Source organism: Blautia luti, from assembly GCF_033096465.1.
Taxonomy (GTDB): domain Bacteria; phylum Bacillota; class Clostridia; order Lachnospirales; family Lachnospiraceae; genus Blautia_A; species Blautia_A luti.
Window position 1 is genome coordinate 3,226,327 of sequence record NZ_AP028156.1, and the last position, 13,797, is coordinate 3,240,123.

Sequence of the window (13,797 nt, forward strand, 5' to 3'; positions counted from 1 at the left end):
CTTGTCAAACAGACATTTGCACTCCGCTTCGCTTTCTGCTCATAACAGAATAACTTCGCAGTTTATCAGATTTCTATTTTAATGTAGTTACGATCAGTTTACTTTCCAATGCTGCCGCTATCAGGTCTTCTTTACAGCTGTATCCTGCCCTGGTGATCATTTCCTGAAAATTCCATCTCACCCCGGAGGTAGAGCATTTCATTTCCCTGGCAATCTCTGAATATGACATTCCACGGATATACAGGCGGAGCATCTCAATCTGCCTGGGACTGATATCGCCGCTTGTGATCCAGTTAAGCTCCACCTTCGGTGTCACATCCGGAAATACATGCTCACCATTTAAAGTTCTGTGGATCACACTCCGTATTTCCTCTTCCCCGTGATCCTTATACCAGAGACTGTCTGCGCATCCACTTTTTGCTCTCTCCAGCACCTTGGGATCAATCAGGGAAGTAACGATCAATACCTTTGTATAGGGATGCTTCTCCCTGATCTCTTTTCCGGCACTGAGCCCATCATGATTATGAAACGTCTGCACATCCATGATCACAAGATCAATTGCCGAATAACCACAGATTTTTACAGCTTCACGTGCATCTGACACTGTCTGGACATGTCGGAATTCCGGCTCCTGCATAATAATATATTCAAAATACTTCTGCATGATCTTTTGATCTTCTACTATCAATATCCGTACCATCGAATCCCATCCTTTCTGCCAGAGGCATTTTCAATATCAGACAAAACTCAGGGGAAAAAGAAACCTGCATCCTGCATTTTCCTGATTCAGCGGCCTTTCTCAGCGCAGATAAACCACCGCCCTCTTCCGCATTTCTGTCAGGTGCCTCTCCATCATTGGTGATCCGGATGCTGTATTCATCTGCACCTTTGTCTATCTTCACCCAAACAGTACTGCCATGGGCATGTCTGGCACAGTTTGTCACACATTCACGGATTGCTCTGTCTGTCAGTAACCTGTAAGATGTATGCAGCGGAAAGTTCCCACTGATCTGAACTGAAATTCCAAGCTCTTCTGCATGTCTGATCGTATCCTTATATACTTCTTCCATACTCTCAACAGCAGAACCGGTAAGAATATAAACCAGATGTTTCAATACAGACAACTGTTTATCCATTTTATCCGGATCTTCTTTTCTTTCCAGTATTCTGCGTATTGACAGAAGGCTTCGTCCAAAATTGTCATGAACCTGCATTTTCATGACAAGCGTCTCCTGCTCTCTGATTTTATCTCCGATTTTTTCGTACATTTCCTCCAGCTTATGATTCAGGATTTCCAGCTTTTCATTGTTTACCCTGATCTTTTCACCATTGTAATAAATTTCTGATACATTAACTGCCACTGTCTGCAGATATCCTGCACAATCCGGCTCCTGCAGACCATATTCCTGAAACATCCAGACAGAACCATCAGGAAAATAAAACACATTGCTGTCTTTGCTCAATCTGCAAAGACCTCCCGATTCAGGTTCCCCACTCATTGCTTTCCTTAATGCTTCATAATCCTGCAGATAAGAACCTGTCATGATTCTGCTCAGTTCCTGCATCTTGGTATTACACAAAACAATCCTTCCAAGAGGATCCGAAAAACAGACTCCACAGGGAACGTCATTCACAGCCTCATTCACAGACCAGTAAGACAGAGAATGATGATATCTGCGTCTCTCGCTCCGGATTGCCCAGCAAAGATAAAGCAATAATCCTATAACCACCGTCATTAAAACGCTGAACGGATACCCCTGAAGCATTGGCTGATAGAAACTTTCTCCCAGACAATATCTGTGATCATTCATCAGAACGCCCATAAACATAAAAGAAACAGCAAAGACAGCCACTGCCGTTACGATTTTCTTTTTTCCGGAAAAACAGGTGATTCTTACCAACAGGAGAATTAGTTCCAAAACCAGGCAGATTTCAAAAAGAATCATCAGAAAATCCTGCATTGCCATACCGCATTCCACAAAATCGATCATCTTCCGCCTCTCTTTCTGAAGACGATACAACTGATAAACCATTCGTTTTCATCTTCCTGCTGCACTTTTAATTCCGGTCTTTCTGACATGACTCCACGCAGATCCACCTCTGATACAATATGAACAGAGATCCGCAGAGCATCATCCATCTGTGATACACGGTAAAAAACAGATTGCATGATATCAACCAATCGTTCCACAAGCCATTCAAAGGTGTCATAGCATTTTAGTATATCATCTGCATTCAGCTGCACATCCACATTTTCCACGTAGTAAGCAGCCCGGATCCTGCATAATTTTAAGCTGTCACAGGATTCTGCCAGACTTTGTCTGAGATCTTCCATTGTAAGCAGATTTCCATCTGATGCATATTGTGTCAGTACCAGATTCTTTCTCCGCTTCAAATATGTGCCAACAACTACAATTTTACCGAGAATCCGATCATATTGTTCCCTTGATTCTGTCCGTTCCAGCTCATCCATAAACTGTGACAGCAATTCCAGCTGACCGGCGGTCTGATTCTGTATCATATTTAACAGACGGTTCTGTTCTTCTGTCTTTCTCCGCTCAGCCTCTTTCTGATAAGCTTTCTGTAACAGACGGTTTCTGGCAGTCAGTTCCTCCTGCTGTTCCCGAATATCCTGATACTGATCCAGCAGTACCGAAATATCCTCTGACCAAAACAAATGTCCTCCCCTTATAGGAATATGGTTGATCCGGATTCCCTGTTCCTGTACTGATGATCTGTCTATTATGATTTTACGCAGTTCAGACGACAGCTCCGGGAAATCGCCGGAATGATAATAGCGCTGAAAAGAATGATCCGTAATCTCTGCATCCAGTCCTCCGGAAGTCTGGAATAATTCAAAATATCGATTATTGGTCTGTATCAATCCACATAATATACATCCCTGAAAAATTGCTGCCATTAAAAGGCAGCACACTGCCGTCATATCCCCTGCAATAATTTTGATGAAAGGCAGGCGGAGTATATTTCCGATATTCCATCCCAGAAGCAATATTCCCGGAATCACCGGCAGCCAGAACTGTTTCTTTCCCGGAATTCTGCTTTTTCTGATCAGAATAATTTCCATCCCTGTCAGACAGATCAAGATCCATCCCTGAATCACCATAAAAACAATGCCATAGCTGTAATCTTCATCCGAAAATGGGGGCTGTTTGAAAAAACGAAATACCAGCTGATGCAAATCATTTGTAAAAACACTTACGATCAATATCGCTGCCACAGTCAACAGAATTATAACCTTTCTGACCGTTTTCTCTTCCTCCTTTTCGCCCAAAAACATTGCTGCTGCCAAACCCAGAACCGGAATCAGAATCATTGGAATATAATATAGATACCAGCAGATATGTTCTCCAAGAGGATCATGAAGAATATGAAATTTCACTGTCCGCACAAAGAACCAGAATACCATCAGACAGCCAATTGCAGTCAGGCATCTGCGCGTTTTTCTATGTACTACATGCTTTTCCAGATAAATCACCCAGGCACAGTACATTCCCAGATAAATACAGTTACGGCACTGATCTGCCAGATTTCTCATAAAAACATTTTCCGGTCTCGCCTGCCTGCAGAAATAAGCCAGCAACACACTTATCAAAATCACTCCATATGACAGAGCCCTCTTTTTACTGTATGTCATGAAAATTCCTCTTTCATCGGAGCGGGTTTGAAAAATGCTTTACGCAAGATGTGCGTCACAATTTGCGGGAATGATTTTTCAAACACACCCAACCTATTTTTGTAATAATTATACTATAAAGCACTATTTTATCATATAGTTTTCAGAAGAATCATCTATTTTCAGAGTTTTTATCACAAACAGAGTGAACAATCCTGTCCACTCTGTTTCCCATTGCTTAAAATGGTCTTGGCTGACCACAGTATTCACAAAACTTTCCGGTATTCTCTGCACCGCACTGGCATTTCCACGAACTGTTATTCTGTTGCATTCCTCCGGTCATGTTCGTTTCTGACATTCCCGTCTGCTGCATTCCTCCGTTCATGTTCATTCCGGACATTCCGGGCTGCATTCCTCCGTTCATGTTCATTCCCGGCATTCCAGACTGCATCCCTCCGTTCATATTCATTCCGGGCATCCCGGGCTGCATTCCCACATTCATGTTCATCCCGGGCATCCCAGACTGCATCCCTCCGTTCATGTTCATCCCGGTCATTCCAGGCTGCATTCCCGCATTCATGTTCATTCCTGACATCCCGGGCTGCATTCCCGCATTCATATTCATCCCGGGCATCCCAGACTGCATCCCTCCGTTCATGTTCATTCCCGGCATCCCAGGCTGCATTCCTCCGTTCATGTTCATTCCCGGCATTCCGGGCTGCATCCCTCCATTCATGTTCATTCCTGGCATTCCGGGCTGCATTCCCGCTGCATTTGGTGTCAGTGCCGCAATAATCTGATAAGCGGTCTGCTCCACTTCCATCAGTTCTCTTCTTTTGTCACTGCTTATGGAGAAAGTATTCAGGCGAAAATCCATATCATCAAACCACTGAGTTCTCACTTTAATACGCATGGTATAATCAAATTCATATTTATATACCGGAGGCTGATAACTTACAGTTTCTCCATCCTTTGTATATGTTTCCTCATGCTGCTGTTGATCTACATCAACTCTGCACTGTACAATGGCTGATAAAGGAACTATGTCCGGGTTTTCATTGACATCCAGTTTCCGTGCAACAGTAAAATTCCCCTTATTATCATCAATAAAAACATTGTAATTTCTGGTATTGATCTGACGGGTTATACAAAAGTCCATTACCGCTTTTTTGTTTTTTTCACGATATTCCAGCTGACGTTTGATATCCTCTACTGTACTGTGCCGCCGCTCCTCAAACCATGGTGATAATTTTTTCGCACAATCCTTACACAGATTTCCGTCATCCAGTTTTCGATTTCCCAATAACCCAATTTTCTCTCCGCAGATGTCACAGATTTTCTTATCAAATAATCCCATACCCTATCCTCCTTTTTTATCTGAAAACCCATACTGCCGCCCCGGAATGGTGCGGCAGTATTTTACCTTATTCTGTAACAACTATTTTTTCAAAATATGTCTTTACGGAAAAATCATCTTCACCGGTTTCAGCATCGTCTGCTTCTTCGCCGTCATCAGATTCCTCTGCATCGTCTTCTGCTATCAAACACAGTTTTCCATCATCCAGTAAATTGAACTTCATATTATCAAGACTGAAAAACATAGTTCCTGCCTCATCCTCTGTTACAGCCTTTAATACCAGTGCGTTTCCTTCCACGTCGCCCTGAAGTTCTACTTTTGTCTCTTCTCCGCTCTCTATTAAGATAATTTCAGCCTTTCCGTCTTCCACAGACATACTCATTTCAAATCCTGTAAAGTCAGCATTAACCGGCATCTGCATTCCAAATGCTTCCATCAGAGTACAGCTCCATTCTCCTTCAAAATCCTTCATAGTTGGATTTTCTACCGGTTTGCCCGGTACATAAGGCTCATACTCTTCCTTTTCCTGACTCAGGATCATTGTCGTTCCATCTGCTGTTAAGGTTATCTTACCGTCCTTGTACTCACATTCTTCTGTCTGATCATTATGAGTCATCAGAATTTTATCATTTTCTATTTTCCACTCTGATTCATCTACTTCAGGCTCTTCCCCATAAACAGAACTTGTTGTTTCCATTTTACCGTCTTCTTTAATGTCCACGGTCACTTCCATTCCCATTGCCCCCGGATGAAAGGATGCACCTTCGCCCATAGAAAGCTCATTTACATACCAGGTTCCAATAACATCCTTTTCTTCAAGGGCATAAACACTTACGCTCATAAAGCCTGCCATTAAGACTCCTACTGTTCCTGCCATCCACAACCTCATTTTTTTACTCATACAAACATCTCCTTTCTTTTTTAATGTACTCCTCGGACTCTTTTTTACTTAATTTTGTGAGAAGATTTTTTGTTTATCTACATTATACGTGAACGCTCAGATATTTACACTAGCACTTCTGACAGTATGCATGTAATTTTTTGGATAAATTAAAACCTGCTGAAAAGTTTTTAACTTTTCTCAGCAGGTTCATTAAAATACTTTCTGTTTTGGCGCATTCTCTCCAGATTTTCCAGAATTATATCTGCGCTGATTGGTTTGGCAATATGAGCGTTCATACCCGCCTTGATTGCCTTTTTACGGTCTTCTTCAAAAGCATTGGCAGTCATCGCAATGATTGGTATATTTGCGCATTTCGGATCATTCAATGTACGGATTTCCCGGGTTGCGGTGTATCCATCCATCTTCGGCATCTGAATATCCATGAAGATCAGATCATATTTTCTGCCTTCTACAGATGACATGATATTCACAGCATCTGTACCATCCTCAACGCAATCCACATCCAGACCAATTTCCTCCATGATCGCTGTTGCGATCTCCCGGTTCAGCTCATTATCCTCTACAAGAAGAACTTTCTTCCCTTCATAACGCCTCTGGATTTCTGCCCGGATTTTCTGCTTCTCATTCTTAAGGGGCTCTCTTTGCTCCGGATCAGGTTCCTCCTTCACAGTCGTCCCTGATATTTCACATTCAAGCATAACCGTAAACTCCGTTCCCCTTCCAACTTCGCTTTCAACCTGAATCGTACCGCCCAGCATATCCACAATGTTTTTGGTAATTGCCATTCCGAGACCGGTTCCTCCTATTCCATTCTCCGTAACGGTATGTTCTCTTGTAAATGAGTCAAACACCTGCTCCCTGAACTCCGGCGACATCCCGATTCCATTATCCTTCACACTGAATACCACTGTTGTACATCCGTCTCTTCTGCATGGTTTCTCAGAAACACGAATGTTAACCGTACCCCCAACCGGTGTAAATTTCACAGCATTACTGCTGATATTCAAAAGCACCTGCGTCAGGCGCAACTTGTCGGTAATAATATCTTCATGGAGTACATCCTGTGTATCAATATACAGCTCCTGCTGTTTAGAATGTACAGATTCCTGTATAATTGTTTTTAAGTCATGCAGGATATCCGGCAGGTGTACAACTGTATATTCAATCCGTACGGAACCGTTCTCGATTCTGCTCATATCCAGCACATCATTGATCAGGCTGAGCAGATGCTGACCGGATATATGGATCTTTTTCAGATAATCCAGAACAAGCTCCTTATTGTCGATATGTGCTGTCGCAAGCGCAGTAAATCCAATGACCGCATTCATCGGCGTGCGGATATCATGAGACATATTATTCAGAAACACAGTTTTCGCCCTGTTCGCATGTTCTGCAGCCGCAAGTGCATTTCTCAGATTCCTATCTTGCGCAATCTCACGTTCTTTTTCTTCTGTCACATCACGATTCGCAACCAGAACTGTACACAGTTTCCCATCTTTATCATATCCCTGTGGCACAATGATCATTGTCATCCATCTTTCATCCACTGTCCGGGCTGTAAAACTCAGCGTTTCACGTTCTTCCAGACGCTTTGCCACCGTACTTATATCGACAAATTTCCAATATGCCTCCTGAAATGGCTCTGCAATCACCTGCCTTATAAGTTCTTCCTGATGCGCTTTGGAAAGCACATCCCCTTTCTGATCCGGCTTCACATTCTCTGAAGATTTCAGGATTTCGATTTCCTCTGTTTTTAGATTCACAAGAGAGATAGAGGAATATGCATGCCCCAGTGCATTAATCACCCGAAGTCTTTTCTGGTCCTGAAGGATACTTCTCTTTTCTGTTCTGCTCCTGCTCACTCGGTAAAGTAAGAAAAGAAGCAGCGCAAGCAGCACATAAATCACACATATAATATTTCGTGTGATGTACACCTGACTTTCCGGGAAAAAGATATATGCATCGTAGTCTTTGATCTTCTCCCGACGTCCGAACCAGTTTCCTGTCTCTGAACGAAGATGGACAATTCCATTCTCATCTGCCTCAAATTTATTTTTATACTGGCTTTTTGCTTCTTCTATAGAGCGGGCAGTCAGCTCCTGTCTGTTTGTACTGACAACCTTATCATCATCACAGATCACAACACTTCCATTCATCTCAAAAGGAAAGTCAGGAAATAACGATGCCATCGTCAGATCTCCGTTAAGCTCATTTACTTCCTCCTTCTGCGCATATGTGATCAGGATACCTGCTGCATCCTGTCTTGCCACTGCCGCAAAATCATAGATCTTCCCTTTATTTCTCAGACGAGTGGTATAAGTCTTTTCCGGATGCTCTGCAATATCACGTACATAATCACTTTTGATCAGCTTCTGCCACAGCGACATAGTATCTCCATCTTTTGCACTCTGTTCTGTCACCTTCAGATTCTGATCCAGTACAAGGATTCCTGTCAGGCGCTGTTCCCCGGCATATTCGTCCAGCATTTCTGTACTGAGATTTCCTTCCTGTTCTATGACTCTGCTTAATTCTGTTGTTTTGTCCAAAAGACGTACCAGGCTTTTCACCTGATCATTGGTGTTATAAATCTCATAACTTTCAATTCGGTTTTTTACAAAATCAAAGGTCTCATCCAGAGTACTGTTCAGCTTGCTATTATCTCTCGCTGTCAGCAGAAGAAAAGTCAGTATTCCGGAAAAAATCAGAATAAACACAAGCAAACACACATTTCTGTCGACCCTCTTTTTCTTCTGTTTCTGCGGTATCTGCCCTCTTATCTGTCTACTCATTTACTTTCTCCTCCCGGCAGAGTTTCGTACGCATCCAATCCGTATTTTGTAACTATTTTTTCTGTAATCCCTTCACTTTGCATCTCTGTAAGCGTTTCTGTAAGCTCTTCTGCCAATTCTTCGTGAGTTCCTTTTTTGAAAGCAATTCCAAGTTCTGATTTATAAGGACTTTCCTCCAGCATACGGTAAGCGCCCTTGCCATCCTGTATCAGACTGCCAAGCATTGCCTCATGTCCCGCAATCGCATCTGCATAATTTTTTCTAAGTGCAGCATAAAGCTCATTCGGCGAAGAAAAACAGTTCACCTGTTCTGCCTGCGGAAGATCTGATTCTATATTATGAAGAAAGAGATCTTCTGCTTTTGTGGTCGCCTGAACTGCAATCCTCTTCCCTTTCAGATCCTGAAGTGTCCGGATTTCACTCTCGGCTCTTACAACCACCATCTGACGACTGTACATATACGGTCCTGCCCACTGATATTTGTTTTCTCTTTCATTCCTGGAATAGCAGCTCCACAGACAGTCTATTGTTCCATCTGACAAAAGTTTCTCTTTATCTTCCCAGACAACCTTCTCAAATTCAGGCTGATAACCCAGCCTCTGAAAGGCTTCCTCTGCAAGTTCCACATCAATGCCTTTATACTCGCCATCACTCGTCTGATAGCTGTAAGGTTCAAAATAATCTATTCCGATAACAATCTCCGGCAGTTCACTGTCCGATGTTTTCTCTTTCTTTATTCCACATCCTCCCGGTATAAGGCTGCCTGCCAGAAGAAGTGCTGCAATACAAATTCTTTTTCTGCGGGTATGGGAGTCATTCTTTCGATTTTTTCTCATATCCAGTTCCTTTCCATTTATTACTGTTTCATAACCTGCGTGTCAGTGACCTTGCTTTCCCAATTAAAACAGAGGGCTTATCCAATTCGGGTAAACATCAAAACGGTGCAAAAAAAGTTCCACGTAAAAAACTTTTACAGGAACTTTTTTCATAAACATCTCAGGTTTTTGGCTGATCTGCCTATAAATCTGCCAACAAAACTTCTGATACATATTATACATTTCATATACTTTCATGTCTACAATTATTTACTGCTATGAAGTATAAAGTACACCTCGTATTACTGTTCACTCCGTTCTCAGTAACAAATAAGTTACAGCCAGCTCTCCAGAACATCATTCAGCTTATTCATATCCAGCGGTTTCGCAATATGTCCATTCATGCCTGTATTTTTTGCCAGCTGTACATCTTCTGCAAAAGCATTTGCAGTCATGGCAACAATCGGAAGTCTTCCCTGTTCGCCCGGAAGGCTCCTGATTGCTGCGGTTGCCTCATAACCATTCATGACAGGCATTTGAATATCCATAAAAATAAGATCATACAAACCTTTCGGAGAAGCTTCCACTTTTTCAACTGCAATTTTTCCATTTTCCGCTGTTTCCACTTCTGCCCCTGTCATCTGCAGAATTTCAACAGCAATTTCTCTGTTCAGCTCATTATCCTCAACCAGCAGAATCCTTTTTCCTGTATAATCTGCTTCTGACAGATCATCCAGATAATTTCTTGCTGTTTTTTCTTTTCTGCCTGAAGTAAACTGCCGCAGTGTTGCCGTCAGCCGGGAACGGAACAGCGGTTTTGCAATAAAAGCATCTACGCCTGCAGCCTTTGCTTCTTCTTCGATCTCGCTGAATTCATAAGATGTCAGTACAATAATGGTAATCTCTTTCCCTATCCGTTCCCGGATCTGTCTGGCTGTTTCAATTCCGTCCATATCCGGCATTTTCCAGTCTAAAATAACAGCAAAGTAATCATTTTTTAGCTCATGACGTGCATAACAGCGCTCAACGGCTTCTCTGCCGGAAAGGACCCATTCGCCTGTAATACCGACTTCTTTCAGCGTGGCAACTGCACTTTCACAGCATGTCCTATCATCATCCACAACCAGAACCGGCAGATTCATCAAATCTCTGTCCTGTTCTTTTTCTTTTTCCTGAAGCTCCAGATAAATTGTTACTGTAATTTTAGTTCCCTTGTGTAAGGTGCTGTCCACTTTAATATTGCCATTCATCAGGTTCACAATATTTCTGCTGATCGCCATTCCCAGACCGGTTCCCTGAACCTTGGTTGTCCGGTGGTCATCTGCGCGGCTGAAAGGATCAAACATGATTTTCTGGAATTCCGGCGTCATACCGATTCCATTATCTTCAATCGTAAATTCATAGCATCCAAGTTCTGAAAATCCATTTGGCTTTTCCTCTATGGAAAAAATAATATTCCCACCATCTGGCGTATACTTGATTGCATTGCTCATCAAATTCACAAATACCTGCTGGATTCTCAGGCTGTCACCACAGACAGCCTCATGTTCAATATGATTGATGTGTATATCAAAATTATGTTTATGTTCATCAAGCACCGGTTTCGTAAGTGTAATAAGATTATCTACCAGCTCTGACAGATTGAAATCTTCCTGTGCCAGTGTCATTTTTCCACTTTCAATACGTGCCATATCCAATACTTCATTGATCAGCCCCAGCAGATGGCGGCTTGATTCTGTGATCTTACTGAGACATTCAATAACTCTATCCTGGCTCTCAATATTTGCTCCTGCGATTGCCGTCAGACCCACAATCGCATTCATTGGTGTCCGGATATCATGTGACATATTGGAAAGGAATTCTGTCTTCGCTCGATTTGCATTTTCTGCGGACCGGTAAGCCTCTTTCAGTGCCTGACGGGATTCAATCTCTGCTTTCTTCTCCTGTGTCACATCCATGGATGCCAGCAATACCTTTTCCAGCTTTCCGTTCTTCCATTCCAAGGGAATATAAGAAGCGATTTTATAAGTCTTTTCATCCAGGCTGCAATACTCAAACTTATAAATATCATTTTCACTTTTCAGTTTTTTCCGAATATTATCCGGGGCTATCAGGATATCTATAGCTTCCAATGGTTCCAGTGTCTTATATTTTTCAAGAACCTGCATCTGAAAATCATGATAAAATCCCAGAGGTTTATATATCATCTGTCCATTCAGATTGTAGAATTCATATCTGTCATTTTCCAGATCACAGACAACAAAACGGTCAACCAGACGCACAATACTCTGAATCAGCTGCCCCATGGAAGCATTATCCGCTGCCATCTGCAGATGCCGTGCGCTCTCTACCTTTGCCTCTGTGATATCACGCAGAAAGATCATGGCATATTCTGAATCCTCTATCTCGCCACGTATAATCACATTGCGGACCCATCGTTCTTCTCCATCCAGAGTGATTCGGCACTCTAAAGATAATTCTGTTTCCAGACCTTTCAGTTTTTCTGCAATATAACCACGGTCATAAAAAGCAGCTACCGCTTTCTTATCTGTTTCCACAACATAGGAATCCACCAAATGCCGGATCAGTTCATCCCATGTACGACTCTGTTCAAAAACTGTCATCAGGGACGGTTCAACCTTAAAGGTATCAAATGTGTTTGCTTCCAGGTTTACATAATATTCGCACAGATCTGTTTTCGTAAAGGCACGGTGGAAAGCAGCTGACTTTTGTGCCTGCATAGACTCTTTTTTTTCTGCATCAATATTGATAAATATGCCGGCAATCCTGCTGGCAGAACCATCCAAACGGCGTATTACTTCTGCCGATGCCCGAAACCACTGGTATTGATTATCCTTCATTCTCATACGATACTCTACCTGGTATTTTATCTGGTTCGTCTTATCCTTAATTGCCGCCTGAAGCTGCACCATTACTCTTTCTTTATCCTGTGGATGCAGAAGATCTGACCAGGATTCCAGTTTATTCGGAAAATCCAGAGTGTCATGATAGCCAAGCATTTTTCGGAATTCATGACTCCAGTTTGCATTCACAATCTCACTGTTTTCGTCACAGTCAAAATACCAGAAGCCGGAATAGATAGCCTCATTGAGCAGTGTCAAATTTACATGATCCCAGTTGACCTGTACGGACATAACCCAGATCTGTCTGCCCGCCTCATCTGTCGCATCCTCTTTACAAAGCCGTACATTTTTCACTGTACCGTCTGCTGCAAGGATCTGTGCTTCCCCTGTTCCGTGAAGCTGCAAAAAACGGTCTCGCTCCAGTATATCTTCCTCGTCATAAAAGAAGTTTCTCAATGAGCCTTTTGTCTGTTCCATGAAAGTATCGAATGTATATCCTGTACTATGCAACAGCAGATTATTCACAGACAAAATAGACAGGTTTTGGTCATAAGATCCTGTCATTATACCTACCCCGCCATTATTTTCCAGTGTTTTCTGTACGGCCTGTGACATGGCCTGTGTCTGTCCCGTTACAGTCTCACCTAAAGAATATATTTTGTCTTCATAATTTCCCATTTTATAAAAATCCTCTCTTCATCCTGCCTTTATCTGTATACAGAGAACCTGTACCTGTCAGTTTTCGTACCCTTTTAGGCATATAAAAAGGACACCTGCCAAAATATGCCAGTGTCCCTACTATATTTCTTTAAAATCACACATCTATATAGTATAAAAGTTATCAAAATCTCTTCCGTTTTCACATCTTTTCCATATATAATATGGAAGCAGTTGCAACCGGCTGACCTGGTCAAACTTGCTGACTTTAGCCCCTTCTGGCTTTGCGTCCCTGCCTTTCAACAGGTTTGCCTTTAAATAATTTCCATTTTTATCAAAAATACCACGAATGTTTTTACACGTCAATAATAAATTCCATTGCCGCAGGCAATCTGGAATGAATTTCGGCTACGTTACTGAAAACATAATGAACAATAACGTTGTAAAGAGCATGCTGATTGTGGGAATACTTTTTTATTTCCGGTCAAAAGCAAGGCATACAGGTACCGGATCCTGAATTTCCATTCTGTCAGGTTCTACCATGCAGTCATAGGCCAGAATATGTACACCTGCCCATTGATCTCCACATGTGCAATAAAACGATTGGGGCGATCTATGAAACGACCCTCTGTGATATGTTCGTACTTCGTTTTTTCTGCTCCTCTTTACGCATTGTATACATACCATAGCATGTTTTCCCCATACCTACAACATTTTCACCTTAGGAAACTTTTATATCTGTCTGATTTTACCTATGTTTTAAAAAAAATTCATTCC

At 42.2% G+C, this 13,797-nt stretch carries 8 protein-coding genes and 1 riboswitch; all 8 genes read right to left on the reverse strand.

The genetic code is table 11. From position 1 onward, the window contains the following. Positions 1 to 73 precede the first annotated feature (73 nt). The 8 genes from R8695_RS14920 to R8695_RS14955 all read right to left on the reverse strand — a co-directional run bounded on the left by R8695_RS14920 (position 74) and on the right by R8695_RS14955 (position 13,041). Positions 74 to 664 carry a DNA-binding response regulator gene (locus R8695_RS14920; RefSeq protein WP_243139432.1) on the reverse strand — a complete coding sequence of 197 codons (591 nt, stop codon included), beginning with the start codon at positions 662 to 664 and terminating at the stop codon, positions 74 to 76. Further along, a complete protein-coding gene (locus tag R8695_RS14925) occupies positions 648 to 2,033 on the reverse strand; it encodes a sensor histidine kinase (protein WP_154779548.1) in 1,386 nt (461 codons plus the stop codon). The genes R8695_RS14920 and R8695_RS14925 overlap by 17 nt, the downstream gene beginning before the upstream one ends. Then, entirely contained in the window at positions 1,988 to 3,655 is a 1,668-nt protein-coding gene (locus R8695_RS14930; RefSeq protein WP_154779547.1) for a histidine kinase N-terminal 7TM domain-containing protein, read from the reverse strand. The genes R8695_RS14925 and R8695_RS14930 overlap by 46 nt, the downstream gene beginning before the upstream one ends. Before the next feature lie 217 nt (positions 3,656 to 3,872). After that, on the reverse strand, positions 3,873 to 4,991 hold the full coding sequence (locus tag R8695_RS14935; RefSeq protein ID WP_154779546.1) for a DUF4428 domain-containing protein: 1,119 nt from the start codon (positions 4,989 to 4,991) through the stop codon (positions 3,873 to 3,875). Between the two features lie 67 nt (positions 4,992 to 5,058). After that, a complete protein-coding gene (locus R8695_RS14940; protein ID WP_154779545.1) occupies positions 5,059 to 5,892 on the reverse strand; it encodes a hypothetical protein in 834 nt (277 codons plus the stop codon). Positions 5,893 to 6,062: 170 nt separating this feature from the next. Beyond that, entirely contained in the window at positions 6,063 to 8,684 is a 2,622-nt protein-coding gene (locus R8695_RS14945; RefSeq protein WP_154779544.1) for a hybrid sensor histidine kinase/response regulator, read from the reverse strand. Continuing rightward, the gene (locus R8695_RS14950; RefSeq protein WP_154779543.1) at positions 8,681 to 9,520 is read right to left on the reverse strand and encodes a substrate-binding periplasmic protein; all 840 of its coding nucleotides are present in this window, start codon (positions 9,518 to 9,520) and stop codon (positions 8,681 to 8,683) included. The genes R8695_RS14945 and R8695_RS14950 overlap by 4 nt, the downstream gene beginning before the upstream one ends. Positions 9,521 to 9,834: 314 nt before the next feature. Further along, positions 9,835 to 13,041: a hybrid sensor histidine kinase/response regulator gene (locus tag R8695_RS14955; RefSeq protein WP_154779542.1), complete on the reverse strand. Its 3,207-nt coding sequence runs from the start codon at positions 13,039 to 13,041 to the stop codon at positions 9,835 to 9,837. Positions 13,042 to 13,252: 211 nt separating this feature from the next. Continuing rightward, positions 13,253 to 13,343: riboswitch (cyclic di-GMP riboswitch) on the reverse strand. Positions 13,344 to 13,797 lie beyond the last annotated feature (454 nt).

What these genes read in the sequence shown, in the direction of transcription:
- R8695_RS14920 (WP_243139432.1), bottom strand. Translation starts at nt 664, where the DNA reads ATGCAGAAGTATTTTGAATATATTATTATGCAGGAGCCGGAATTCCGA.
- R8695_RS14925 (WP_154779548.1), bottom strand. Translation starts at nt 2,033, where the DNA reads ATGGTTTATCAGTTGTATCGTCTTCAGAAAGAGAGGCGGAAGATGATC.
- R8695_RS14930 (WP_154779547.1), bottom strand. Translation starts at nt 3,655, where the DNA reads ATGACATACAGTAAAAAGAGGGCTCTGTCATATGGAGTGATTTTGATA.
- R8695_RS14935 (WP_154779546.1), bottom strand. Translation starts at nt 4,991, where the DNA reads ATGGGATTATTTGATAAGAAAATCTGTGACATCTGCGGAGAGAAAATT.
- R8695_RS14940 (WP_154779545.1), bottom strand. Translation starts at nt 5,892, where the DNA reads ATGAGTAAAAAAATGAGGTTGTGGATGGCAGGAACAGTAGGAGTCTTA.
- R8695_RS14945 (WP_154779544.1), bottom strand. Translation starts at nt 8,684, where the DNA reads ATGAGTAGACAGATAAGAGGGCAGATACCGCAGAAACAGAAGAAAAAG.
- R8695_RS14950 (WP_154779543.1), bottom strand. Translation starts at nt 9,520, where the DNA reads ATGAGAAAAAATCGAAAGAATGACTCCCATACCCGCAGAAAAAGAATT.
- R8695_RS14955 (WP_154779542.1), bottom strand. Translation starts at nt 13,041, where the DNA reads ATGGGAAATTATGAAGACAAAATATATTCTTTAGGTGAGACTGTAACG.